This is a genomic window from Rhizobium deserti, from assembly GCF_004358025.1.
GTDB classification, from domain to species: domain Bacteria; phylum Pseudomonadota; class Alphaproteobacteria; order Rhizobiales; family Rhizobiaceae; genus Neorhizobium; species Neorhizobium deserti.
In genome coordinates this window covers 25,729-49,971 of record NZ_SMTL01000005.1, presented here as the reverse complement: position 1 = coordinate 49,971, position 24,243 = coordinate 25,729, and the positions used below count along the sequence as shown (strand labels likewise).

Annotated in this window: 24 protein-coding genes and 1 pseudogene; 12 read left to right on the top strand and 13 right to left on the bottom strand. The window is 59.4% G+C overall.

Annotated elements, in window-relative coordinates:
* Positions 1-17 precede the first annotated feature (17 nt).
* The 3 genes from E2F50_RS17660 to E2F50_RS17650 all read right to left on the bottom strand — a co-directional run bounded on the left by E2F50_RS17660 (position 18) and on the right by E2F50_RS17650 (position 3,565).
* Positions 18-1,496, bottom strand: a complete 1,479-nt coding sequence (locus E2F50_RS17660; RefSeq protein WP_133317502.1) for a sugar ABC transporter ATP-binding protein — start codon at positions 1,494-1,496, stop codon at positions 18-20.
* A 30-nt stretch (positions 1,497-1,526) separates the two neighbouring features.
* Entirely contained in the window at positions 1,527-2,456 is a 930-nt protein-coding gene (locus E2F50_RS17655; RefSeq protein ID WP_133317501.1) for a sugar ABC transporter substrate-binding protein, read from the bottom strand.
* Positions 2,457-2,584: 128 nt separating this feature from the next.
* A complete protein-coding gene (locus tag E2F50_RS17650; RefSeq protein ID WP_133317500.1) occupies positions 2,585-3,565 on the bottom strand; it encodes an ABC transporter permease in 981 nt (326 codons plus the stop codon).
* Positions 3,566-3,769: 204 nt separating this feature from the next.
* Here E2F50_RS17650 and E2F50_RS17645 point away from each other — a divergent pair, with 204 nt between their 5' ends.
* The 4 genes from E2F50_RS17645 to E2F50_RS17630 are packed head-to-tail and all read left to right on the top strand — an operon-like array spanning position 3,770 to position 8,044.
* Positions 3,770-4,579, top strand: a complete 810-nt coding sequence (locus tag E2F50_RS17645; RefSeq protein ID WP_133317499.1) for a transketolase — start codon at positions 3,770-3,772, stop codon at positions 4,577-4,579.
* Positions 4,580-5,542 (top strand): transketolase family protein, encoded by a 963-nt coding sequence (locus tag E2F50_RS17640; RefSeq protein WP_133317498.1) that lies wholly within the window; start codon positions 4,580-4,582, stop codon positions 5,540-5,542. It abuts the gene before it with no gap.
* A gap of 58 nt (positions 5,543-5,600) precedes the next feature.
* Positions 5,601-7,067, top strand: coding sequence for an FGGY family carbohydrate kinase (locus tag E2F50_RS17635; RefSeq protein ID WP_133317497.1), 1,467 nt, complete (start codon positions 5,601-5,603; stop codon positions 7,065-7,067).
* 23 nt (positions 7,068-7,090) lie between these two features.
* The gene (locus E2F50_RS17630; protein WP_133317496.1) at positions 7,091-8,044 is read left to right on the top strand and encodes a sugar-binding transcriptional regulator; all 954 of its coding nucleotides are present in this window, start codon (positions 7,091-7,093) and stop codon (positions 8,042-8,044) included.
* A gap of 115 nt (positions 8,045-8,159) precedes the next feature.
* Here E2F50_RS17630 and E2F50_RS17625 read toward each other — a convergent pair whose 3' ends face one another.
* Positions 8,160-9,140: a sugar phosphate isomerase/epimerase family protein gene (locus tag E2F50_RS17625; RefSeq protein WP_133317495.1), complete on the bottom strand. Its 981-nt coding sequence runs from the start codon at positions 9,138-9,140 to the stop codon at positions 8,160-8,162.
* A gap of 439 nt (positions 9,141-9,579) precedes the next feature.
* Here E2F50_RS17625 and E2F50_RS17620 point away from each other — a divergent pair, with 439 nt between their 5' ends.
* The 5 genes from E2F50_RS17620 (at position 9,580) to E2F50_RS17600 (ending at position 14,739) form a co-directional block, all read left to right on the top strand.
* On the top strand, positions 9,580-10,518 hold the full coding sequence (locus E2F50_RS17620; RefSeq protein WP_133317494.1) for a D-ribose ABC transporter substrate-binding protein: 939 nt from the start codon (positions 9,580-9,582) through the stop codon (positions 10,516-10,518).
* Positions 10,519-10,591: 73 nt separating this feature from the next.
* Positions 10,592-11,236 carry a DUF2291 family protein gene (locus tag E2F50_RS17615; protein ID WP_202615479.1) on the top strand — a complete coding sequence of 215 codons (645 nt, stop codon included), beginning with the start codon at positions 10,592-10,594 and terminating at the stop codon, positions 11,234-11,236.
* On the top strand, positions 11,233-12,777 hold the full coding sequence (locus tag E2F50_RS17610; RefSeq protein WP_133317493.1) for a sugar ABC transporter ATP-binding protein: 1,545 nt from the start codon (positions 11,233-11,235) through the stop codon (positions 12,775-12,777). Before E2F50_RS17615 ends, E2F50_RS17610 begins: the two co-directional genes overlap by 4 nt.
* Positions 12,774-13,832 (top strand): ABC transporter permease, encoded by a 1,059-nt coding sequence (locus tag E2F50_RS17605; RefSeq protein WP_133317492.1) that lies wholly within the window; start codon positions 12,774-12,776, stop codon positions 13,830-13,832. The genes E2F50_RS17610 and E2F50_RS17605 overlap by 4 nt, the downstream gene beginning before the upstream one ends.
* A 94-nt stretch (positions 13,833-13,926) precedes the next feature.
* A complete protein-coding gene (locus E2F50_RS17600) occupies positions 13,927-14,739 on the top strand; it encodes a DeoR/GlpR family DNA-binding transcription regulator (RefSeq protein ID WP_202615478.1) in 813 nt (270 codons plus the stop codon).
* Positions 14,740-14,970: 231 nt separating this feature from the next.
* Here E2F50_RS17600 and E2F50_RS23560 read toward each other — a convergent pair whose 3' ends face one another.
* The 4 genes from E2F50_RS23560 to E2F50_RS17585 all read right to left on the bottom strand — a co-directional run bounded on the left by E2F50_RS23560 (position 14,971) and on the right by E2F50_RS17585 (position 17,181).
* Positions 14,971-15,105 (bottom strand): hypothetical protein, encoded by a 135-nt coding sequence (locus E2F50_RS23560; protein WP_281029210.1) that lies wholly within the window; start codon positions 15,103-15,105, stop codon positions 14,971-14,973.
* A 362-nt stretch (positions 15,106-15,467) separates the two neighbouring features.
* Positions 15,468-15,890: a DUF6640 family protein gene (locus E2F50_RS17595; RefSeq protein WP_202615477.1), complete on the bottom strand. Its 423-nt coding sequence runs from the start codon at positions 15,888-15,890 to the stop codon at positions 15,468-15,470.
* A gap of 29 nt (positions 15,891-15,919) precedes the next feature.
* Positions 15,920-16,273: a putative quinol monooxygenase gene (locus E2F50_RS17590; RefSeq protein WP_161974219.1), complete on the bottom strand. Its 354-nt coding sequence runs from the start codon at positions 16,271-16,273 to the stop codon at positions 15,920-15,922.
* 47 nt (positions 16,274-16,320) lie between these two features.
* Positions 16,321-17,181 (bottom strand): SDR family oxidoreductase, encoded by an 861-nt coding sequence (locus tag E2F50_RS17585; RefSeq protein ID WP_133317490.1) that lies wholly within the window; start codon positions 17,179-17,181, stop codon positions 16,321-16,323.
* Positions 17,182-17,411: 230 nt separating this feature from the next.
* Here E2F50_RS17585 and E2F50_RS17580 point away from each other — a divergent pair, with 230 nt between their 5' ends.
* The gene (locus tag E2F50_RS17580) at positions 17,412-18,278 is read left to right on the top strand and encodes a helix-turn-helix transcriptional regulator (RefSeq protein ID WP_133317489.1); all 867 of its coding nucleotides are present in this window, start codon (positions 17,412-17,414) and stop codon (positions 18,276-18,278) included.
* 95 nt (positions 18,279-18,373) lie between these two features.
* Entirely contained in the window at positions 18,374-18,517 is a 144-nt protein-coding gene (locus E2F50_RS23000; RefSeq protein ID WP_161974217.1) for a hypothetical protein, read from the top strand.
* Positions 18,518-18,632: 115 nt separating this feature from the next.
* Here E2F50_RS23000 and E2F50_RS17575 read toward each other — a convergent pair whose 3' ends face one another.
* Entirely contained in the window at positions 18,633-19,430 is a 798-nt protein-coding gene (locus E2F50_RS17575; RefSeq protein ID WP_425375397.1) for an amidohydrolase, read from the bottom strand.
* A gap of 70 nt (positions 19,431-19,500) precedes the next feature.
* On the opposite strand from E2F50_RS17575, the gene E2F50_RS17570 reads away from it, so the two are divergent.
* On the top strand, positions 19,501-19,758 hold the full coding sequence (locus E2F50_RS17570; protein WP_133317488.1) for a DUF3253 domain-containing protein: 258 nt from the start codon (positions 19,501-19,503) through the stop codon (positions 19,756-19,758).
* Positions 19,759-19,857: 99 nt separating this feature from the next.
* Here the strand turns inward: E2F50_RS17570 and E2F50_RS23430 are convergent.
* The 4 genes and pseudogenes from E2F50_RS23430 to E2F50_RS17550 form a co-directional block, all read right to left on the bottom strand.
* Positions 19,858-20,403 (bottom strand): annotated as a pseudogene (locus tag E2F50_RS23430) (spore photoproduct lyase family protein); the annotation flags it as partial.
* A gap of 7 nt (positions 20,404-20,410) precedes the next feature.
* Positions 20,411-21,226 carry a DUF2461 family protein gene (locus E2F50_RS17560; RefSeq protein WP_133317487.1) on the bottom strand — a complete coding sequence of 272 codons (816 nt, stop codon included), beginning with the start codon at positions 21,224-21,226 and terminating at the stop codon, positions 20,411-20,413.
* Between the two features lie 533 nt (positions 21,227-21,759).
* The gene (locus tag E2F50_RS17555; RefSeq protein WP_133317486.1) at positions 21,760-23,244 is read right to left on the bottom strand and encodes an HAL/PAL/TAL family ammonia-lyase; all 1,485 of its coding nucleotides are present in this window, start codon (positions 23,242-23,244) and stop codon (positions 21,760-21,762) included.
* Positions 23,241-24,242 carry an ornithine cyclodeaminase family protein gene (locus tag E2F50_RS17550; protein ID WP_133317485.1) on the bottom strand — a complete coding sequence of 334 codons (1,002 nt, stop codon included), beginning with the start codon at positions 24,240-24,242 and terminating at the stop codon, positions 23,241-23,243. The genes E2F50_RS17555 and E2F50_RS17550 overlap by 4 nt, the downstream gene beginning before the upstream one ends.
* Position 24,243: the final 1 nt, after the last annotated feature.

The following is a 24,243-nucleotide window of genomic DNA, read 5'->3' as shown; positions in this document are numbered from 1 at the left end:
TTCCTTTCCGAATTTGCCTAGATTGTTGCAAGTTCCATGACGGAGACGTCGTTCGCCTCCTCACGGCTGAGAATTCCTGCCTGCTTGCCCTGGGCAAGCACGAGGATCCGGTTCGAGACCCCAAGCACTTCTTCGAGGTCCGAACTGACGACGATGACAGCAACACCCTGCTTGGCGAGGTTGACGATGATGTCGTAGATGCCGGCACGAGCGCCGACGTCGATGCCGCGGGTCGGTTCGTCGAGCACCACGACCTTCGGATCACGCATCAGCCATTTGGCAATCACGACCTTCTGCTGGTTTCCACCGGAAAGGTCGGAAGCGTGCTGCTCGGCACGGCCCTTGACGCCGAACTTCACGACCGCCTTCTGGGCGAGACGCTGCTTGGCGCGGGCCGTGATCCATTTGCCGGACAGCTTGTCGAGATTGGCGTAGACGATGTTCTCGCCGATCCGGTGGTCAACCACGAGGCCCTGGTCCTTGCGATCCTCCGGGACCATGACGATACCCTTGGCGATCGCATCCTTGGGGCTTCGGAGCCTGATCTCCTCGCCCTCTAGCCTGATCGAGCCGGCACTAATCGGGTCGGCGCCGGAGATCGCCCTGACGAGTTCAGTCCGTCCGGCGCCGATCAGCCCGGCAATGCCGAGGATCTCGCCTGCATGGACCTCGAACGTGATGTCCCGGAATGAGCCCTCAGGCGAGGTTAGTCCAGATACCTGCAGTACTGGACGATCGGTCGGCTGCGGAAGGGCTGGAAACAGGCGGTCGAGCGAGCGCCCGACCATGCTTTCGACGATGGTGCGCACAGGCGTGGCGCTGTCGGCGAATTCCTGCACGCGTTCTCCATCACGAAGAACCACGATACGGTCGGTGATCCGCTTGATCTCGTCCATCCGGTGGGAAATGTAGATAATGCCAACCCCTTCGGAGCGCAGCTTTCTGACCTGCTCGAACAAGGCTTCGGTCTCGGTGCCTCCGAGGGCGGCCGTCGGCTCGTCCAGGATCAGCAGCCTGGCATTGAGCGCCAAGGCCTTGGCAATCTCGATGAGCTGCTGGCTGGCCGTCGAGAGGCCGGCAACTTTGCGGGTGGCGGGAATATGCAGGTTCAGCCGCGAGAGCTGCTCCTGGGCACGGCGAACCATCTGCCCGCGATCGATCACGCCGTTCTTCATCGGCCAGCGGCCGATGAAGACGTTTTCAGCAATCGAGAGCTGCGGCAGGAGTTGCAGTTCCTGGTGAATAAGCACGACGCCCTTGTCGATCGCTTCTCTTGGAGTAGCCGGGGCATAGTTCTGCCCCAGCCATGTCATCGATCCTTCGGAAGGTGTGCGCGATCCGGCGATAATGCCGGAGAGCGTCGATTTGCCGGCGCCGTTCTCGCCAAGAAGAGCGACCACTTCACCCGGATAAACGTCCAGGCTGACGTTCTTGAGAACCTGCAGTGGTCCGTAGCGTTTCGAAATGCCTCTTAGCGACAGAACGGGTTCGGTCACGACACACCTCCCTTGGAATTCAGCAGACGGTTACGGATGGTTAGCGATGAAGCCGGCCACGTTGTCCTTGGTCGTCAGCGTCGCGTCCATCAGCTGCACCGGCGGCACCTTTTCGCCAGCTGCCAGCTTGACGGCATTGGCGACCGCATCGCGGCCCATCTTCTGGGTCTGCTGCGTCGCCGTGACGTCGAAGACGCCCTTGCCGAGGGCTTCAAGCGCTGCGGTGTCACCGTCGAAACCGCCCAGAACGATCTTCTGGGAAGGGTTGCCGACCTTGATTGCCTGCGCGGCGCCGAGCGCCAGAGCGTCAGCCTGAGCAAATACGATGGAGATGTCCGGATTGGCCTGCAGCATGTTCTGCATGATCTGGAAGCCTTCGTCCTGGCCCCAGATATTGGAGTATTGCTCGGCAACCACCTTGACGTCCGGATAGGCCTTGAGGCTTTCGGCGCAGCCCTTCGAACGGTCGACTTCCGGAGTCGTTCCCTTCTGTCCGTGGATGATCACCATCTTGCCCTTGCCGCCGGCCTGCTTGAGAATGTAATCGCAGACGTTCTTGGCGGAGGCGACGGAGTCGGTGGCGAGGAAGGTATCGCCCGGTGCGCCTTCGGCGTTACGGTCGACGTTGACGACCGGCACGCCGGCATTCTTAGCAAGCTTGACCGGCACGGTCGCGGCAGCAGCACCGGCCGGAATATAGATGAGGGCGCCGATGTTCTGCGTCAGAAGATCCTGGATCTGGTTGACCTGTGTCGGGCCATCGCCCTTGGCGTCAACAGTGATCACTTCGATGCCGCGTTTCTTTGCCTCGGCTTCCACCGATTGCTTGATCTGGTTGAAGAAGTTCGCTTGAAGGTTAGCGACCGCGAGGCCGACCTTCTTGAGCTCGGCGGCATGGGCCGAACCGAGAGAAAGGCCGAGCATTGCAGCCGAAGCAAGCATGGTACGCATGATGTTCATTGGATTCTCCTCCTTGTTGTTAGCCAAACCCTCGGGGATATGTCCTCCATCCCTCCGGGAATTGATCCGCTCCGAAGCTCTCGGAAGGGAATTCTTGATGTTCGCCGCAAGCGCGGAACGAAATTTCGTCAGGCTCGGCGGCGGCGAATGGTCTCCGCTCCGACGGCAAGCACGATGACGACGCCGATGATCACCTGCTGAAGAAATGGCGACACGTTGAGCAGGTTCAGGCCGTTGCGAAGCACGCCGATGATCAGCACGCCGATCAGGGTTCCACCTATGCCACCGGCGCCGCCAGACAGGGATGTTCCGCCAATGACGACGGCGGCGATCGTATCCAGTTCGTAGCCGAAGCCGCTCGAAGGCTGGACCGAGTCCAGTCGCGCTGCCAGAACGATGCCGGCCAGTCCTGCAAGAATGGCGCTCACCACATAGACGCCGATCGTCACCACTTGGGTATTGATGCCTGCGAGGCGCGCCACTTCCGGGTTTCCGCCGACGGCATAGAGCATGCGGCCCTCGGCGCGAAAATGAAGGAAGATCCAAGCAGCAAGGACGACGGCCAGCATCAGGAAAACAGTGGCTGTCAGGATGCCGAAGTGGCGGTCGATCGCCAGCATCGTGAACCAGTCCGGGAAACCGACGATCTGCTGTCCATCGGTGATCATGTTCGCCACGCCGCGCGCAGCCGACATCATGGCAAGTGTCGCGATGAAGGCCGGCACACGGAAGACCGTTACAAGAAGTCCAACGACAAGGCCGCTTGCAGCGGAGGCAACGAGCGCAAAGCCGATGGCAACGGGCATCGGCATCCCGGCGATATTCGCGGTCCACCCCATAACCATCATCGACAGGGCCAGCACTGACCCCACCGAAAGATCGATGCCTCCAATCAGGATGACGAAGGTCACTCCCACCGCCATGATACCAAGCACAGTGATCTGATCGAGGATGTTGAGGCCGTTACGCAGCGAAAGAAACGCGTCAGTGCTTATGCTGAGGAAGATGCAAAGGGCCAGCAGACCAATGAGTGGACCGGTTGCTCCGCTGAGCTTCTTGAGCCAGCCCCCGGACGGACCGCTCTGTTCGTTAATGTCGAGCGCCACCATCAACCCTCCCTAAGTCAAGGCGTCATTTCAATCACGGCAATTAGAATAATTATTCACTATTGCTGGAAAATTCATTAGCAAGCTCGCCTGCAGCTGTCAACGATAAATCATCTTCCCCGAGTATGGGTTCAGCAAGTTTCGCTTGACTAATCAGGAACGTCTGCAAAAATATCGTCACATGCATAATTATTCAGGAGAGTGAATATGGAGATCAGCGAACTGGAGCGAATGGCTCGCCAGGTCCGACTGCGCGACCTTCGAGCCGTCTACGAAGCCGGAGCAGGTCACATCGGCGGGGAGATGTCGGTGATCGACGTGCTGACGGCGCTGTACTTCCGCGTGCTGCGCATCTGGCCGGACCAGCCCAAGAACCCGGAGCGCGACCGCTTCGTTCTTTCCAAAGGTCATACCGCCTGTGCGCTCTATGTGACGTTGGCGAAGCGTGGCTTCATTCCCGAAGAAGAGATCTCGACATTCCTGAAGCCGCATTCGCGGCTGAACGGTCATCCGAACTGCAACAAGGTTCCTGGCGTCGAGACCAATACAGGGCCGCTTGGCCACGGATTGCCCGTTGCGGTCGGAATGGCGAAGGCAGCGAAGCTCTCCGGCGCCGGATACCATACCTATGTGGTCACCGGGGATGGCGAGATGCAGGAAGGCTCGAACTGGGAGGCCATCATGGCCGCCGCGCAGTTCGGGCTCGATAACCTGACCCTGATCATCGACCACAACCGCTTCCAACAGGGCGCCGCCCTCGCCGATACCAACGACATTGCGCCGTTGCGGCCAAAACTCGAAGCATTCGCGTGGGAAGTCACGGAAATCGATGGCAACAATATGGGCGAGGTGGTGCCGGCTCTCGAACACCGAGGTGGCCGACCGCATTGCATCGTCGCCCACACGAACAAGGGCCACGGTATCTCCTTCATGCAGGACCGGGTCGACTGGCATCACAAGGTTCCCAACAAGGAACAATACGAAATTGCAGTCAAAGAACTGTCGGAGGCTCTCTAGATGAACGCGCCCGTAAACTCACCCAAGCTCTACGATTGCCGCGACGCTTTTGCCGCGACGCTGGAGCGCTTGGCGGCAGAGGATGAAACCATCGTGGCCGTCTGCAACGACTCGGTCGGGTCCTCGAAGCTCGGCGGCTTCAAGGAGAAGTTTCCGGACCGGTTGATCAACGTCGGCATTGCGGAACAGAACATGGTCGGCGTCGGGGCCGGACTGGCCAATGGCGGGCGGCTCCCATATGTCTGCGGCGCGGCACCCTTCCTGACTGGCCGGTCGCTCGAGCAGATCAAGGCCGACATCGCCTATTCGAACGCCAATGTGAAGCTGGTCGGCATTTCTTCCGGCATGGCCTATGGAGAACTCGGCCCGACCCATCATTCGATCGAGGACTTCGCCTGGATGCGGGTGCTGCCCAACCTGCCGGTGATCGCCCCCTGCGACCGGATTGAAACTGCGGCCGCCGTCGAATGGGCGGCGAGCTACAGCGGTCCTTGCTTCCTGCGCCTTTCGCGCGTCGGCGTGCCGGACCTTCTGCCGGAAGGGCACAAGTTCGAACTCGGCAAAGCCAATCTTCTTCGGCAGGGTTCGGATGTCACGCTGATCGCCAACGGCACGCTGACCCATCGAATGATGAAAGCCGCAGAGATCCTTGCCGAACGCGGTATCAATGCAAGGGTCCTGAACCTCGCAACAGTGAGACCGATCGACGAAGCCGCCATCATTGCTGCGGCGAACGAGACGGGAGCGATTGTCACGGCGGAAGAACACTCGGTTTTCGGCGGCCTTGGCTCCGCGGTGGCCGAGGTAGTGGTCGATCATGCCCCGGTCCCGATGAAGAGGCTGGGCGTGCCTGGAATTTTCGCTCCGACCGGCTCGGCGGAATTCCTTCTCGACGAGTTCGGCATGGCGCCGTCGGCGATCGCCGATGCCGCCGAGGCGCTCATCAAGCGCAAGCAAGCCTGAGCAGGCGTCACAGAACCGGGGCAGCCAATTCCCCGGTCGTCTTGATAAGAGGACCAATATGAAGGCTATTCTGGCGATCGACCAGGGAACCACCAATTCCAAGGCTGTTCTGGTTTCCGAGCACGGGGAGATTTTTGCCAGAGGCTCCGCCGCGGTCGGAATTTCCTATCCGCAGCCGGGCTGGGTCGAGCAGGATCCCCGTCGTCTCTATGCCTCCGTTTGCGAGGCGGTAGAGGCCTGCCTGAAGACGGTTTCGGACGTGGCGATCGAAGCCGTGGCGATTTCCAATCAGCGCGAGTCGGTAACGGCATGGGACGCGCAGACCGGCGAGCCGCTTGGACCCGTGATCAGCTGGCAGTGCCGACGCACGGCAGTCGATTGCGAGCGGCTGATGGCGGACGGACATCTTGATCACGTGCAAGGCCTCACGGGCCTTCCGCTCGATCCCATGTTTCCGGGGTCGAAGTTCCGATGGCTGCTGGACCGCATCCCTGCGGGGAGGCAGATCCGACTCGGCACGATCGACAGCTGGCTTGTCCATTGCCTCACGAGCGGTCGCCAGCATGTGTGCGATGCATCGAACGCGGCAAGAAGCCAGCTGTTCGATCTTCGGGCCCAGGTCTGGAGCGATGAGCTCGGCGAGATCTTCGGCGTCGATACGGCCCTGCTCCCCAAGGTGCTGGACAGCTCGGGCGACTTCGGCACCACCCGCGGCCTGCCGGGCGTACCCGACGGCACGCCGATCCGGGCTGCCATAGGCGACAGCCACGCCGCTCTCTTCGGTCACGGAGCGTTCAAGCCTGGCGATGGCAAGGTGACGTTTGGAACCGGCTCCTCGGTGATGACCACTTTGCCGATCTTCATTGCGCCCCGCAACGGCATAACGACCACCGTCGCCTGGCGGATCGGCGGTACACCCACCTTTGCTTTCGAAGGCAATATTCTTGTCTCCGCAGCCAGCCTGCCGTGGATGGCCGGAATTCTCGGGCTTCCCGACGTCGCTGCGTTGATTGACCTTGCGGCGACGGCGGAGCCGGGCGGCCCAGGTTTCGTGCCGGCCTTCGTCGGACTTGGCGCTCCCTATTGGAATTCCGATGCCCGCGCCCTCTTCTCGCAAATCGGCTTCAGCACGACGCGCGCTCAGATGGCGCGTTCCGTCACCGATTCCATCGCCTTTCAGGTCCACGATGTCATCGCAGCCATGAAGGCGCAAAGCGGTGGCGAACTCGGCGCTCTTTATGTGGACGGCGGCCCGAGCCAGAACCTCTACCTGATGCAGCGCGTCTCCGATCTCGTCGAACATGCAATCATTCAACGGGACGCTCCGGAAGCCTCAGCTCTCGGAGCCGCCTATCTGGCAGGCCTTTCCCTGGGCATGTGGCGGGACCTCGATCATATCGCCGGCCTGCCCCGCAACGCGCAGGTCATCATCCCTCAGCCGGTTGAAAAGGCGGCTCTTCTGGAAACCTGGAACGACGCGCTTGGCCGCTCGACGTGGCGCACGACACCAGCTACACGTCAATAAAATTCATACTCCCCGGACGGATGATGGCCAGACTTAACGAACTTCGCCTGATCTCCAGAGTAGCCCAGATGTATCACATCGAGGGACGGCGGCAGGCTGAGATCGCACAGCATCTCCGACTTTCCCAGGCGACGGTCTCGCGCATGCTGAAGCGGGCCGAAGCCGAGGACATCGTCCGTACGAGCGTTATCCCGCCCGCCGGCACATACGGCGAGCTCGAGGCTCAGCTTCGCGCAAAATACCAGCTGCCTGAAGCGATCGTGGTGGAGTGCACCGAGGATCGCGATGGTGCGATCATGGTCCGCATCGGAGAGGCGGCCGCTCACCTCCTGGAGGTAACCCTCGCACCGGGCGAGATTATCGGCGTGTCAAGCTGGAGCCAGACGATCTTCAAGATGGTCGAGAACATCCACCCGCAAAAGAGTGCCCAGGCGAAATACGTGGTGCAGACCCTGGGCGGAATGGGAGACCCTTCCGTGCAGACGCACGCGACCCAGCTCACGACGAGACTGGCGCGGCTGACGGGCGCCGAGCCGAAGCTTCTGCCCGTGCAAGGCGTGACCACCTCGCGGGAGGCCAAGCTCCTTATGCAGGCCGACCCCTTCGTTCGCGAAACAATGGACCTGTTCGGCAGTATCACGCTCGCCATCGTCGGTATCGGCGCTGTCGAGCCATCCGAACTGCTGGCGCGATCGGGCAATATCTTTTCGTCGCGGGAGCTGGCGGACCTGGCCGAAGCGGGAGCGGTCGGCGACATCTCGCTGCGCTTCTTCGACAAGAACGGGAAAAGCGTGAAGACCCCTCTGGACGAACGAGTTCTCGGCCTTCCGCTGGAGGAGCTTGCACGGGTTGAACGGGTTATCGCTCTGGCCGGCGGCGCCAAGAAGACCGACGCGATCGCCGGCGCCCTACGCGTCGGGGTGATCGACATGTTGGTGACCGACAAGTTCACCGCGCAAAGATTGGTCGATCTGTAGACAGCTGCATGGTCTCTGAGTGCCAGACCTGAAGGTCTTGGGCACGGTGGAGCATTTCCGCTCCATCATGCCCACTTGTAGAGACCGGGTCGATCGATCTGCCGACGGCCAGCGACTACATGGCCCCGAACAACGCCTTCTGGGCGATCTTGAGCGCTCCGATGGCGTCGTGGCGGCTCTGCGCTTCCTTCAAGGCATCGACATCGAGCGCCTCCAGCCCCTTCCCCGCAGCTTTGAGGAAATCGATCGCGTGATTGGCCGTCGCGACGCTATCTTCGCGGAAGGGGAACTGATCGAGCTGCCAGACACCTTCCCAATTGTTCTTCCTGAGGACGTAGAAGAACTCGAAAAGCTCGATCGGGTGCAGGCTGCCAGCCACCAGATCGTCGTCCCATGACCGATAGTTGTCGTTGACGTCCATGCCGAACAGCCGTCCGTAATCGATCGCCAGTTGAGCGCTGTCGGCCGCCGATTCGCCACCCATGATGGCGTGCCCGAAGTCGAGAAGGATGCCGACGTTCGGCAGGCCGATCTTCTCGATCCCGAGAAGTGTGCGTGCCACCGATCCGAAGCTCATGCGCACCCGCGGCTCGCGCGGCTTGTACTCGATGACAAATTTCAGGTCCGGGTTCTCGCTTGCCAACTGCCCGACACCGTCGAGCGAATGCTTCCAGAGCGTGCCGTAGTCGACCTGGAAAGGGTAGTCCCACCCGTCCTGGCCAGGCCAAAGCTTGACATAGTCCGCGCCGAAATAGCGAACCTGATCGCAGGCTTCCGTCACTAGCTCATGCGTCCTCCGACGAATGCCGGCGTCGGGATTGGTGAAAGATCCTTTCATGAACTCCCGCGTATAGATTTCCGGCGTGATGCCGATGACACCGAGCCCGTTGCGCTCCAGAGCCTCCTTCACCTGCACATTGGAAAAGTCGCCGCCGAAGAACGGGTAGTTCATGTCGACGACGGACAGGTCCCGGACCTGCCCCGCCAGATCAATAGCGTCGAGGATGGTGCGCGGAGCGCCATAGCCGTCGGTGGCATAGCGGTCGAGATAGGTGGCAAAATGCCAGATACCGGCGCCAAAACGTTGTTCAGTCATGAAGTTCCTCCATCTGTCTGTTTAGCTTGTGATACGAACGCCCCTGAGCAAGCGACGGTCCAACCGACGAACCCGTTGCTCGCCGGCAATGCCTGTGGCGACGAAAGCAGCGCACACCGGCCCGCAACGGGACGTCAGCCAAAGGACTGAATTGCTCCACCCTCCCCGGTGGCAAGCCCTAAGCAAATCGAATTCTCTTTCGAACGCTTTCGATTGAGGCCGTTTGATGCAAACTCACCATAGTTCATGGCGATGTTCAAGAGCGTTTTTGCTGCCGTTGAGGTGACATACCGCTCCCTGGTGAACCATCATAACGAAACTGGTCCAGAATCGGGCAATATGCGGTCCCAGTCAGAAAGCGATTGACAGAAAACGAAAGCAATCGATAGTCTTAGCGTCAGGCCACGGGAGGGTGGCTGCAATCTCAAGGGAGGAAGCTATGAGATTCACGAAACGCCTGTTCATGTCGGCCGTTGCGATCAGCATCGTCGGCACCATGTCGGGTGCAGCTCTGGCTGCGGACACGATCGCAATCATCACGCCCAGCCATGACAACCCGTTCTTCAAGGCGGAAGCCGACGGCGCAGCCGCGAAGGCAAAGGAACTCGGCTACGAAAGCATGGTGCTCGTGCACAACGACGATGCCAACAAGCAGAATGAGCTGTTTGATTCCGCCATCGCCGCCGGCGTCAAGGCCATCATCCTGGACAATGCCGGCGCCGATGCATCGGTTGCCGCCGTCAAGAAGGCCAAGGATAAGGGCATTCCCTCGTTCCTGATCGACCGCGAAATCACGACCGCAGGCGTTGCCGTTTCGCAGATCGTCTCGAACAACTACCAGGGCGCCCAGCTTGGTGCTGACGAATTCGTTAAGCTGATGGGCGAAAAGGGGAATTTCGCGGAACTCGTCGGCAAGGAATCCGACACGAACGCTGGTATCCGTTCCAAGGGCTATCACGACGTCATCGACCAGTACACGGACATGAAAATGGTCGCCCGTCAGACGGCGAACTGGTCGCAGACGGAAGCCTTCAACGTAATGGAATCGATGCTGCAGGCTCACCCTGACATCAAGGGCGTGATTTCCGGCAACGACACCATGGCTATGGGCGCTTATGCCGCCCTGGAGGCTGCAGGTCGCAAGGACGTCATCGTCGTCGGCTTCGACGGCTCCAATGACGTGCGGGACTCGATCAAGAAGGGTGGCATCAAGGCGACCGTTCTGCAGCCTGCTTACGATCAGGCGCAGCTCGCCGTCACCCAGGCCGACAAGTTCATCAAGAGCGGCAAGACGGGAGTTGACGAAAAGCAGCTGATGGATTGCGTGCTGATTAATGCGGACAATGCCGCAAAGCTTGAGACCTTCGCTCTGAAGTGAGCGAAAGCCAGCTATGGCCTGGGTGCCTTGCGCACTCAGGCCCCTCTTCCTTTCAAGTATCTCGGTGCGCATCATGAGAATGAAGCTGTTGATGGCTGTCGGCATGACGGCGTTTGTAAGCCTGGCGGGCTGCAAGCTGGTGAAGACGGGCAATGCCGAGGGACAGGCGCCGGTAGCAGGCGAAGCAGGCGATGAAGCGCGCATCGCGGCCCTGCTGCAGGAGACCTACGACGCCAAGCTCGTCCCGCTTTTGCGGAGCAAGGCAACCGATCTCGTCACCCTGAGGACGGAACTGGCCAAGAGCCTCGACGAAGCCGGCAAGGCACTTGGAGTAAGGGCGGGCGGCGCCGGCGGTTCCTGGATTTTTCCGGTGAAGGCTAGTGGCAAGATCATCGAGGAAAATCGTCAGTCGAAGGCCGGCACCGCCAGCGTCGATATCGATGGCGACGGGCAGGCCGATGCGACGCTTCAGCTCGGCACGGTCGTGAAGGGCACAGCCCTGCGCGACGTGGCGCCGAGCGTCTACGACTTCTCCAAGTTCCGCGACCAGATCGAGTTCGCAAAGCTTGGCCGCGCGCTGAACGACAAGGCCGTCTCCGCCCTACCGGCCGCCGGCAGCCTCCAGGGCAAGACTGTAACCTTTGTCGGCGCCACTTCTCTCCGATCAGCAACGGAAAAACCGCTGATCGTCCCCGTGGTCGTGGAGATTGCACCATGAGCGGCGACGCAGACAATGACATCCATCCGGTCGGACTCAGCATCCGCAACGGCTCGAAATTCTATCCCGGCACGCAGGCATTGAAGAACGTCGATTTCGATCTGCGCATGGGCGCGGTCAATGTTCTCGTTGGCGAGAACGGCGCTGGGAAATCGACGCTCATGAAAGTCATAGCCGGGGTGGAGAAGCTCAACGGCGGCACTATCGAGATGAACGGCGAGCAGCTGGTGTTCGTCGACAAGGCGGATGCGGTTCAACACGGCATCGGGATCGTGTTCCAGGAGCTCAACCTGTTTCCCAATCTGACTGTTGCGGAGAACATCTTCATCGGTCACGAGAAGACGAAGGCCGGCATCCACATCGACCGGGCCGCGCAAACGGAAGCTGCGCGCATCCTCATGAAGAGGCTGGAGCAGAATATCGATCCCGAAACCCTGCTTGGCAACCTGCGCATCGGGCAGCAGCAGATCATCGAGATTGCCAAGGCTCTGGCCGGAAACGCAAACATCCTGATCCTCGACGAACCGACATCGGCCCTCTCAGCCGCGGAAGTCGACGTGCTATTCCGGGTCATCGCCGACCTCAAGAGACAAGGCGTGGGGATCGTTTATATCTCGCACCGGCTGGAAGAGCTTATCCGGATCGGCGACTACATTACCGTTCTCAGAGATGGCGTGATCACCGGGGCACGATCCATGAAGGGCGTCGATATTCCCTGGATCGTCAGCAACATGATCGGCAGCGCATCGAAGGACTTTCCGCGGGCGGTGGACCATATGCTTGGGGACGAAGTGTTCCGGGTGGAAGATATCTGCCTGCAGGGGCCGGCTGGCATTCTTGCCGTCAATCATGTTTCCCTGTCGGTCCGAGCCGGCGAAATTGTCGGTCTCTATGGCCTGATGGGCGCCGGCCGATCCGAGCTCCTCGAGTGCATCATGGCCCAGCATCCGCAATCGACGGGCGAACTGTTCATCGAGGGGAAGCCGGTCAAAGAACCGAGCGTTTCTGGACGGATCCGCCGCGGCCTGGCGCTCATCCCCGAAGACCGCAAGCGTGATGGACTGGTACAAATCATGGGGATCCGCGAAAATCTCACCTTGTCGTCGCTGCGGGACTTCACCCGCGGCATCTATATGAGCCTGTCTGCCGAGACCGCCAAGGCGGGCGAATTCGTCAGGCGGCTGGCCATCAAGATCTCGGACATGGAGCATCCGGTCTCCAGCCTTTCCGGTGGAAACCAGCAAAAGGTGGTGATCGGCAAGGCGCTGATGACGCGGCCGAAGATCCTGCTGATGGACGAGCCCTCGCGCGGGATCGACATCGGCGCCAAGGCAGAGATATTTCGCACCATGCGCCGCCTGGCTGCCGATGGCCTTGGCATTCTCTTCGTCACCTCCGACCTTGAGGAAGTGCTCGCTCTTTCAGACCGGATTCTGGTCATGGCCAGTGGTCGGTTGACGGGCAGCTTCCCTTCAGGAGCCGACCCGGCAGATGTCATATCCGCCGCCACTCCCAATCAGCGTAAGGTTGCCGTATCATGAGCAGCACCACCACGGACACGAAAGCCACGGCTTCCAGCAGATCGTCCACTCTCCTCCTTCTTTTGAAAATGCGCACGCTGGTGGCGCTTTTCCTGGTGTTTATCTTCTTCGCCGTGATGGCACCGAACTTCCTGTCGGCGGCGAACGTATTGATCATTTCCAAGCATGTCGCACTTAACGCATTTCTCGCCATCGGCATGACTTTCGTGATCGTCGCTGGAGGCATTGACCTCTCCGTTGGCTCGATTGTGGGTCTTTGCGCCATGGTTTCCGGCTACCTCGTTCTTTACGGCATCGATCTCGGCATAGGCTGGAGCATCCAATTCAACACGCTGGAGATCTGCCTGATCGTCCTCCTGGTCGGGGCATTCATCGGCATTTTGAATGGCCTGCTGGTGACCAAGCTCAACGTCGCGCCATTCATTGCCACACTCGGCACGCTCTATGTCGCCCGCGGCGCCGCGCTGCTGTTTTCGGACGGCAGGACATTTCCAAACCTCAACGGCAACCCAGACTACGGTTCGGCGAGCTTCCCATGGATCGGCGTCGGCAGCCTGCTTGGCATTCCAGTGGCAATCTGGATCCTGGCTGTCGTTGCCATCATTGCCGCCTATATCGCAACCCGGACTCCCCTTGGCCGGCATATCTACGCGGTCGGCGGCAATGAGCGCGGTGCAGCCCTTTCCGGCGTCAATGTCGGTCGCGTAAAGATCTTCGTTTACATGTTCTCCGGCCTTTGCGCAGCACTGGTTGGCCTCATCATCGCATCGCAGCTACAGGCAAGCCATCCGGCAACCGGCGAGACATTCGAGCTCAACGCGATTGCCGCTGCGGTACTCGGCGGCACTTCGATGTCGGGCGGGCGCGGCCGCATCGGTGGAACCCTGATTGGTGCTTTTGTGATCGGCATCCTGGCCGATGGCCTGATCATGATGGGCGTTTCGGCCTTTTGGCAGACCGTCATCAAAGGGCTGGTCATCATTGCCGCCGTCGTCATCGACCAGTTTCAGCAAAAGATCCAGGCTCGGGTTATCCTTCATCAGCAGGCTTCCTAACCTGCTCGGCATCGGCTATTGCCGTGGAATCCGGCTCAGGTAGAATTGGGTCATTCGGTTGGTTTCGAATATCTTGGTTGAGGTGGGATTCCTTATGGACGCGAAGTCCGAGACTGCGTCGAGCGATCAGATAGTAGGCCTGCTGTCGGAGCCCCGCCGTCGACGCATCCTTGAGTGGATCCAGGAAGAGGGTTCGGCGCGCGTACGCGAGCTGGCGGAGGCCTTCAAAGTCTCTGACGCGACCATTCGCCAGGATCTGGAAAGGCTCGAAACTGAAGGGTCCATCACGCGTGAGCATGGTGGCGCCTATTTGAACCAATCCACGCCGGCGCAGTCGAGCCCGCTCATGCTGCACCACCAGGAGAACATGGACAAGAAGCGCCGGATCGGAGCCTTGGCCGCAAGCCTGGTCGCCGACGGCGAGACGTTGATCCTCGACGCCGGGACAACGACGACGGAGATCGCCTTGCGGCTGGTCTCGCGCCGTCACCTGACGGTGATAACGAATGCTTTGAACATCGCCATCCATCTGGGATCGGTGCCGAGCTTTGCGGTGCACCTGCCGGGTGGTCAGTTTAAATCACCGACGCTTTCCATTTCCGGCGACAAATCGGTTGAGTATTTCAGCAACATCTTCGCGGCAAAGCTTTTCCTCGCAACCGCGGGCGTCGATCTGGAAGCCGGGCTCACCTATCCAAGCTTTGCGGACCTTCAGCTCAAGGAAGCCATGATCAAAGCAGCGGCGCATGTCTATCTGGTGGCAGACTCGACCAAGATCGGCAAGTCATCCTTCACGCGTCTCGGCTCACTTGACGTCATACACTCGCTGATCACTGACAGCGGCATATCGGATCGTCATGTTCGCGAGTTTGAGAAGCGCGGAATCGTGGTCCTGGTGACGGAATAGGCCGCGCTTGCGCTGATGGGCGGACCAGGCTTATGGTTTGGTACTAGAAACCATCGCTCCAGATTGGTGATTGGCACCCACCTGCACTTTGTCCAAGCGCTGAAGCCTCGTGGCGAGCGAACCTATCCGTGGTCCGCCATTCTCGAGAGGCCCTGACCACGCTTGCAGGGAGGTTTCCGGTGAGGGACGCCCAACATCTTTGTGTATTTAATCAAACGGACATCGACCCGTTCAGGGAGCGTTTCGCTTTTGTTCGGCAGCCGTATCAGGAAAGCCGTGTAACAAGAGGACGAGCGTTCCCATCCCTTCCTTAAGGTATGTCAGTTCAACACCATTTATCTGCGCGCGGCGCACCAGATCCTTCATCACCTATCTCCTGGATGTAGATTTAGATCTGCCTGCTTCCGCGGCACGGGAGTTCGAAATTCAGTTGGGTCGTCCTCATGCTCCAACGACAGCATCCGGTGTCAACTCATTCTCGGATTTGTTGAATTCCCATACCCCACTAGCTTTCATCGTCTGGTCAAAAGTCTTTCGCCAGGGCCCTGCAGCCAGGACTTGAAGGACCACAGCTCAGGATTGATCTGGCGCATCTGGTCGAGGTTAGCATGTCCTGCCAGCCGTGGCCCAGCATCGAGAAAAGCCGCGAAATCTACGATCGGCGTTAAAAGATGCGATTTCTAGCAGGCGCAGCTCGCCTGTCACGTTAGCAAGTCAGCCTGTACCAGTTAAGTGGCGAGAGCTGACAAGACTGCTATCGCCAGAAGACAAAGCAAGATGTACCCGATAAGCTGCTGCGGGTGCAAACCTAATGGGGTAGGCGTGGCCTCAGCAAATTCCGGATCGACCCAGGCGGTGCCCGGAAACATGGGCGCAACCATCAGGGCCGCCCAATAAATCGATGATATGAGCGCGGCAAGGACAATGTTGCCGACGCCGAGCGGGATGAAGACGAGCAATCCGATGGCCAGCACGCCCTGACCAAACCCCATGAGAATGGCCTGGGCGTTGTGAAACTTGGCGTGCGGCATCCATGCCGGGTTCTTGAGATGCTGACGTGCCCCAAATGGAATGAACCAATCAGCGCAAAGGCCGCCGATTGCAGTCACGGCTGCAACAACAAGGATGATCCAGCGGGCGATTTCCATCATTTAAGCACTCCTGTGCGTGACGCCATGGATCAACCCGCGGAAATGGAGGCTTTCAGCGTGTAGAGGACGGGCGAAAAGCTTTTTGCGATCTGCAATTGCTTCTGCATAAGCGCCGCGAGCTTCGGGTTTTCGCGCGCTGCGGCAAGCGCCTCTACGTTCTGCCACTGCGCGTAATTGACGACCTGCGAACGGTCGTGTGCGATGTGGAGGTTGGCTGAGATAAATCCGGGGACGTGGCGGACCGTTGAAAGGGTTGACTCCACCAGGAAGGAAATCAGTTCATCGGCACGCTCGGGCTCAACGACGTATGTGTTGACGATTGTGACTTGCCCCGCTTCAGGATCGAGCACGGTCGAGCCGCCCTGTAAGATGCTATCGCTCATAAGAGATTCTTTCGTTCGGGTTGTTTGAAATAGGCGCAGGATCAGCCTCAGCGAAAGGCTTGCGCGTTCTCCTGCGTCCATTGGGCCAAACTGCGTGGTGCGCGGCCGAGCAGCGTTTCGACATCAGGCGAGATTCGGGAAGCCCTTCCGGTTGCCGTATAGCCCAGAAGCTCTGCTGTGGCGGCGGCTTCGGTTTGTGGCATGCCGAACCCTAGAAATGTCTCGATGAGTTGGCTTCCCCCGACATCGACGCTTTGCACCGATTTGCCGGCCGCTTCGCTGAAAAGGGCCACGACGTCATCGCGGCTCAGACTGTCTGGTCCCGTTAGATTGTAGATCTGACCTACATGATCGCGAGAGAGAAGCGCGGTCGCGGCAACATCGCCAATGTCACGCGCATCTACGAAGCTGACGGGTGCGGTAGCATAGGTGTTGTAATAGACGCCCTGCACCTTGATCGTCGGAAGAGCGCCGTAGAAGTTTTGGATAAATGAATTGGGGTGCAGAAACGTCCAGTCGAGCCCGGAGGCGCGGATCACTTCTTCGGCGGCGAAATGCCATTGCGCGAAAGCGAAGTCACCCTTGTCAACGTCCAGACCCGAGAGTTTAACCACATGGCTGACGCCCGCAACTTTTGCCGCCTGGACCATGTTACTCGTGAGAGTCTCCGTATGCTGGGACACGGGGGTTACCAGATAGAGCCCCTCGGTGCCGCGCATGGCGTCAGTCATCGCCCCGATATCCGAGAGGTCGAACGGCCGAACCTCCGCCCCAAGCGACTTAAGCGCATCTGCCTTTTCTGGCGAATGCACACCTGCCACCACTTTGGCACCTTTCGCGAGCAGTGCTTGAACGGTCAGACGGCCGGTATTGCCTGTGGCACCACTGACGAAAATGGTTTTGGTCATTGCATGTCTCCTTTCACCGATGGTTCGCCGGAACCATGTGTTCAAGGGACGTTAGGCCGGTCCAGATAGGGTCGGTATCGAAAAATAACCATTTTCGACACGGCTTTGCCGACGGCAGAAAAAATCGCTCCAAAGACGCTTGGGGATGATAAATTCGCGACAGAAAGTTTATTGAGTAGTCGGATCAGTATCCTACAGTCGGCAATCCGTGTTGAAGGCAGAGTTTGAGTATGCAGGCGCTGGAAGATACGATTGAGGTGCTCGGACAGCCAGTCTTCGTTCGTCGGCTGGGCGCTGCGGCCGAACCAAGCGCTTACATTGCCCGCTGGCAACATGGAGCGGCTGTCGTCGACGTCGCCCCTTCGAGGACAATCAGGCTGACGATGAGCCTTGTCGACGGCCGGAACGCAGAAGATGACAAGGGTGCCGCACTCGCTGATCGAATACGGGGTGGCAGCGTCTCGATTTTTTCGCCGGCAGAAGGGGCCACCGTGGAGGTGAATGGTGCGGCGGACGTCGTCCAGCTCTTCGTGGATCAGACTTACGCGGAGGCAGCACTTGATGCGCCGTTTACCTCCCCACCCATGTACGGCCTACGCGATGATCCGATACGGGCTGCGATGATGCGCGTTCTGGTGACCAGCATCCGAAACGGTCCCGACGATGCGCTCATGGTTGAAGAAGAGCTCCAGGCGCTTGCGCTGAGCATCGAGAGGCTGGCAAGGAGCGAGCGGGCGGGAACGCTTAGAACGATGTTTCATGGCGGCTTGTCGCCGGCAGCATTTCGGCGTGTGAGAGCGATGATTGAGGCGGCGCTGGACCATGGGAACTCGCCGACGCTGGCTGATATGGCCCGTGCGGTCGACCTCAGCATTACGCACTTTGTGCGTGCGTTCCGACAACAAACCGGCACCACTCCGCATAAATACATCGTTTCCCGGCGTATGGATCGCGCCGTCTCACTCTTGCGTCTCAAGGCAAACTCGGTTGGTGACGTGGCTGACGGGGTGGGCTTTTCAACTCCCGCTCAGTTTGTTGCGGCCTTTCGTGCCGCGATGGGTGTCACGCCCGGTGCCGTACGCGATGCTCTCAGCTGAGGCTACCGCGGAGGATCGACGCACAGGGGGCCACCTATGTCTTCATCAGCCACGACCTTGCCGTCATCCGGCAAATTTGCGAGCGGACAATCGTAATGAAGCGCGGTGAAATGGTCGAGCAGGGCGAGACAGAGCAGATCTTTCTTGCACCGCGACAGGATTATTCGACGGCGCTGATTGGAAGCGGTCGCAAGACGTTGCAGGCGGCCAACGGCGGCAGGGTTGAACTGCAGGGCTGACGTGCCGCCGTGCCGCATTTCCCAGATCAGCGCAAAGCGCATCCGACAGAATCTGGGTGGAAATAAAAATGACCGCCAATAGCGCCCTTTCGTTTTCTTGGATTAGGGCGACGCTTTACAGATCGAGATAACGCTCGGCAAGCCGCGCCCACAGGGCGGCGCCGGTGGTCAGGCTGCCATCGTTGAAATCGTATTTCGACGAATGGAGGATGGCGGAATCTCTCCCATTGCCGAGCCGCAGAAAACTGCCGGGACGGTGCTGGAGGAAATAGGCGAAATCCTCGCTGGCCGGGAGCAACGGGCAGGTCGCCACGTTGTCCGCGCCGATCAGTTCTTCCGCTACTTCACGGGCAAACGCCGTTTCCTTTTCGGAATTCACCACCACCGGATAGCCATGTTCATAATCGATCTCGGCCGTGGCGCCGTGGCCTTCGGCAACACTTACCGTTAGTTTGCGGATGCGCTCCTCAAGGAAGGTGCGGATGGCCGGGTCGAAGGAGCGTACGCTCATCGAGATTTTTGCAGTGTTGGCGATGACGTTGGAGGCTTCGCCGGCATGGATGGTGCTGACGGTGACTACAGCTGTCTGGGTCGGATCGACATTCCGCGACACGATCGACTGCAGCGTCATGACGAGATTGCAGGCCACTAGAACCGGGTCGACGGTCAGGTGCGGCCGCGACGCATGACCGCCCTTGCCGATGATGGTGATCTTGACGGTATCGCCAGCTGCCATGATCGGGCCTTCGCGCGTCAGAAGCGTGCCTACCGGCATGCCGGGATGGTTGTGCAGGCCGAAGATGGCGTCAATCGGAAAACGATCGAACAGGCCGTCGGCGATCATGTGCTGGGCGCCGCTGACCTTGTCCTCGCTCGTAACGAGTGTGACACAGCGACCCTTCGACAAGAAAATGGTCCGCCGTCAGTCGCAATCCCTGTCCCATATAAGGTTGGAAAGCGCCTTCAGAGAACGAAGTCAGGCTATGAGTGAAAATGCCGAACCGACGATTTTGGGTTTTGTTGCAAGCAGACCTGCTGGCACAATATGTCCGAGCGAAGTGGCGCGCAGCCTTGCAAAGGATCACAACGCCCCGCTCGAATGGCGTAAATTCATGCCGGTCGTCCATGAAGCGGTAGATGTCTTGCTGGCGCGAGGCGAGATAACCCTTACATGGAAATCTGCCGTCATGAGCGAGCGAGCAGGTCCCTACCGAATAAGTGCTCGCAAGCAGAAGGGCTGAAACGTGGAGCGATCAAAGCCGATATGTTCTCGCGCATCGGCTTGTCCTTGAGGCTCTTATCTCACAGCAAGGAAGAAGCAGTCGTCACCAATGAGGCGATCGAAATGGGCCTTGCGAAGTGCGGACATCCACGATTCTGGCAATCGTTTCTGGCATAAGAGAGAAACGGATGCGTGTGTGGCCTTGAGGATCGTAATCGAGAAGGTCGCGGTTAACGCGTTTGGTAGCAAACGAGCCGTTAGCGCCGGGATCGAACGGGAAGCTGCGACAAGATCCCGAATATTATTGGATAGAGACGCATCAACTGATAGATCGCCGTTCTCTTTCCGCTGCCCGACATAACAGTATGCACACGCCATCCCGCACCCATTAGATAATGAAGGCGCAATGAAGTCGGCCGAACGTCCATTCGGCCTCATGGCAACACAATTGTTGACGTCTAGTACCAGCGTGTCGCGCTTTACCTTGAGCCAATCTTCGGCGAGCGCTGGATCCGCCAGTTGCGGGATCTTCCAAATGGCTTGCGACCTCCACGAGCTTTGCGTCAGGAAACCGAGCAAGCACCTCGCAACCACGGGGATAGTCGAAGACAGCTGGTTCCACATAGACAAGTTTGGGATCGATGAGCGTGCGTGGAAGAGCCATATCGGTATTAGACTTCAGGAAGCCTTGTCGTTGCGCGATTGATGTAGTCGACTAAGGCACGGGCGGCTGCAAAAGATTTTACGGTTTCCTCTACCAGGCTGGTGGACATCAATTGCTCGTCTGGAACGCCACGACATGCGCCGAAGTTCTTGAGATTGAAAAAATCGAGCGCATCATGGTTTTTGACATACCCTTGGGCAATGGCATCAAGTCCACCGGTCAGACCGTTCGGGAAATATTTCTGAAACAGCGGACTCTCGACGATACCGCGCCATTTCCCCGTGTGGCTCGCGATCGTTTGCCTTAGGATGCGAGCGAGGCGCGGTGGCGGCAACAACGCGCCGCCTCCACTATAAGAATGGCTGGGTGAAATCTGCATGAAGTAGGTTGCGGCAGCGTTCTTCGATAACGAAACTCGCACAGTTATCGACGCTATCCCTTTCGACACCGACGCTCTGGCCAGACATTTTCGCGAGTCAATGTTTGCTGTCGCTATACGAGGGTCTACCAATCCGGCGCGTGTAATCAGCTGCGATGTAAACTCCATGAGGTTGCGCCGCGCGCAAGCTATTTCGGCTTTGTTGTCGGTCAGCCACTCGGCTCCCTGATTACTGGAAGCTTCTGACAGAAATTTCAGGGTAGATTGGTCAATCATTTCCGTTCCCTGCACAACAGGCCTTTGTTTCGCGCGAGAGAAATAGTAGTGGAACATAAACGGAACAGAAATATGTCCGATGTGACTGCTTGGAAGCCCGGCGATGTTCGTGTGCCCACTTAGTCCGCTCTTGATGCGATGTGGACCACGGGCACCCGCCGCGCCCATCCAGCCCACCTTACAGCATCCCTGGCTCCAATCCTTTGACGGGAGTCGAACTGGCAACGCGCTACCCTTTTTCGCTTAGTGGACAAATTGTCTAGCGAGAGCAAGCTGGGACAGGGCCAAAGGATGGAAACCAGCTATCTTCGGACTACTCCTGCTGAAATTCTGATATAGACGCGCAACCCCTGCGACTCTGTCGATCTTGCGGTTCGTAATCTACATTGTGGAGATCGGGTACGTAGGTTCGCAACCGTTGCAGGACTGCGTTGCTATCACCGAAGCTAGAGATCCCGTCGTACCTACATCCGGCGGACGACCAACAGACCAATCGAGTCCCCGGAGGTGATGCCCGCGCCGGGCATCCCGCTGTTCGTAGCTAGGCGTGACAGTAGTCCACCGCCTGATCGAGCTGCTCGGGTACGTCGCTAAAATGAAGTGCTCAGACAATTGTGAATGTGGTACCATTTCCGTCACGTCGTCCCTAGCTCGGGCGCAACTTACAGCGCAAGGGTTGCGATACTCAAATCCGGCCGGCTTTAAAGGGGTGCAATGGCCCCTTCCAGATGGCTGGCCAGTGCCCAGACATCCTCGCCCAGCGAACGGTCTTCACAAAGGACCAACACCTTGGACCGGATCATTTCATAGGTCGTCCGTGTGCCTGCACCGCAGTGGTGCCCTTGCCGCAGATCAACGGCTTGGGCGGCGGCCACCATTTCGCACGCGATCAGCAGCCGCCAGGAGGTCAGCATCTGGCCGAGCTTCCGGATCGTCAGAAGCGATTGCGTTGCATGATCCTCGACGCCTTCGGAAACGGGGAGAAAATCCAGCATGACGGGGTTAGCCTTGTGGCGGATCGAAGCCAGCAGGGCGGCTACGGTCTTCTGCATTGGCACGAAGCCGGCAGACGGACCACCGATCGGCGAAAGATAGCGAGGCAGGCCATTGCGACCCACACCGGTCAACTGGATGAAGCGTGCGGCCGAAGCTGCGGCTGCCTGCGCCAAGGCCAGCCCTAGATTTTCGAACGCTAGCGCAAGCGCCGGTGTATGGAAATTGCCGGTCGAGAGCACCCTTCTCTCCTCGACGATGACCAGAGGATTGTCGGTGGCTGAATTGAGCTCGAGTTCTACCGAACGTTCGGCCCGATCCAGTGCATCAGCAAGCGCACCCTGGATCGCCGCGATGCATCGCAGGCTGAGCGGGTCTTGGATAGCTGCATTTCCTTCGTAGAGGGACGATCCGGTAATCGCATCCTCCAGCACGCGTGCCTCTTCGACCTGTCCTGGCGTCGGCCGTGCCGTCTGGATGGCCGTAGCAAAGATTGCCGGATTGCCGGCCATGCCTTCGAAGCTCAGCGCCGCAGCCTGCCTCTGCCAGCCGAGGAGACGTCCGAGATCGTGCAGGACTAGAGCGCCTTCTCCCGCTGATACCGCGGAGGCATTGAGTAGGGCAATCCCGTCCTTGGGCTGAAGAATCGGGGGCTTGAGGCCGGCCCGGGCGAGCGCCTCCGAGGCAGCAAGCACTTCGCCGCGATATTCTGCCTCTCCCTCGCCGACCAGGACGCGCGCCATGGCCGAGAGAAGGACAAGGTCACCGGCGCCGATCGAGCCGATCGAGCGCATTACAGGATGCACGCCGGCGTTGAGGAGAGCCAGCAAGGCTTCGAAAACACCGGGCGAAATGCCCGATCCGCCAACGGCCAGCATCGCAAGCCGCGCAGCGATGACGGCGTGGGTCACGTCACGCGGAAGCGGCTCGCCGACAGCGGCTCCCCTGCCCTGGATCAATTGCAGCTGGAAGGCTGCGAACTCGTCGGTGACGGCGGTCTTCAGATTGCCGCCGAGGCCGGTATTCATGCCGTAGATCGGCTGGCCGGAGGCAGCCACGCTTTCGAGCACGAGCCGCGCCTGCGCAAGGCGGGCAAGCACGTGCTCGTCAGCCGCAACCTGCACCTGGTTCCGGGCAATCGCCGCAATATCGGCGATCGAGATTCCCGAACCCGCCAGCTGGATCGTCGTCATGCGAAACGCAGCCTCTGTCCGATATTTGCAGCCCTCGCCTTTTCCAGCAGCGCCGAACCGAGGGCGATGTCGCTCAGTGACAGGCCGCGATGCCAGAGGAGAATAGTTTCGTCGTCGCTTTGGCGGCCGGGCTTCACGCCTGCGACGATCTGGCCGAGTTCCGCATGCAGCGTCCGCTCGGAAAGCTTTCCGGCCTCCACATGCGCGCGCAGAGAGCCCAGCTTACCGCCTTTGCACTGGCCCCAGTCGTCTACCACCAGCTTGTCCATGATGTCGGTCAGCGACAGCTCGATCGCGCTCATGGTGCCGTAGGGCACAACGAAGGCACCTTTCTTGATCCATTCCGTCTTCAGCATCGGTTCTGGCGCATTGAGCCGGGATGCCTCCACGACTATGTCGGCACCTTCGACACAATCCTTCCAACTGTCTGTCACCGCGATCTTCTTGCCGAGGTCCTTCTCGAGCTTGGCGCCGAAGGCATTGCGGCTTTCCGGCCGGCGCGAATGGACGCGGATCTCGTCGAAATCGAACAGATGGTCGAGCAAGCGCACGTTCCAATAGGCGGTGCCTCGCGCGCCGATATGGCCGAGGACTTTCGCGTCCTTTCGGGCGAGATGTTTGGCGCCCATCGCGGTGACCGCGCCGGTGCGCATGTCGGTTATGACGGTTGCGTCGAGGATCGCCTTCGGTACGCCGGTTCGCGGATCAAAGAGGTTGAGCACGCCGAATTCTGACGGATAGCCGAGCTTGTAGTTGTCGACATAATCGCCGACGACCTTGATGCCCGCCAGGCCCAGAGGCGCCACGTATCCGCGCAAGACGTTGAAGTGACCGTGGAAGCTCGCATCCGGCTCCAGGTGCACACGCGGTTCAATCACCGTTTCGCCCCTACCCTGCGCGCCTAGCGATGTCTCGATCGCCTTCAGGATCTCGTCATTGCTGAAATCGAGCGCGTCGATGTCGAAGGCGTTGAGATAGTCGATATAGATCGGGTCCATT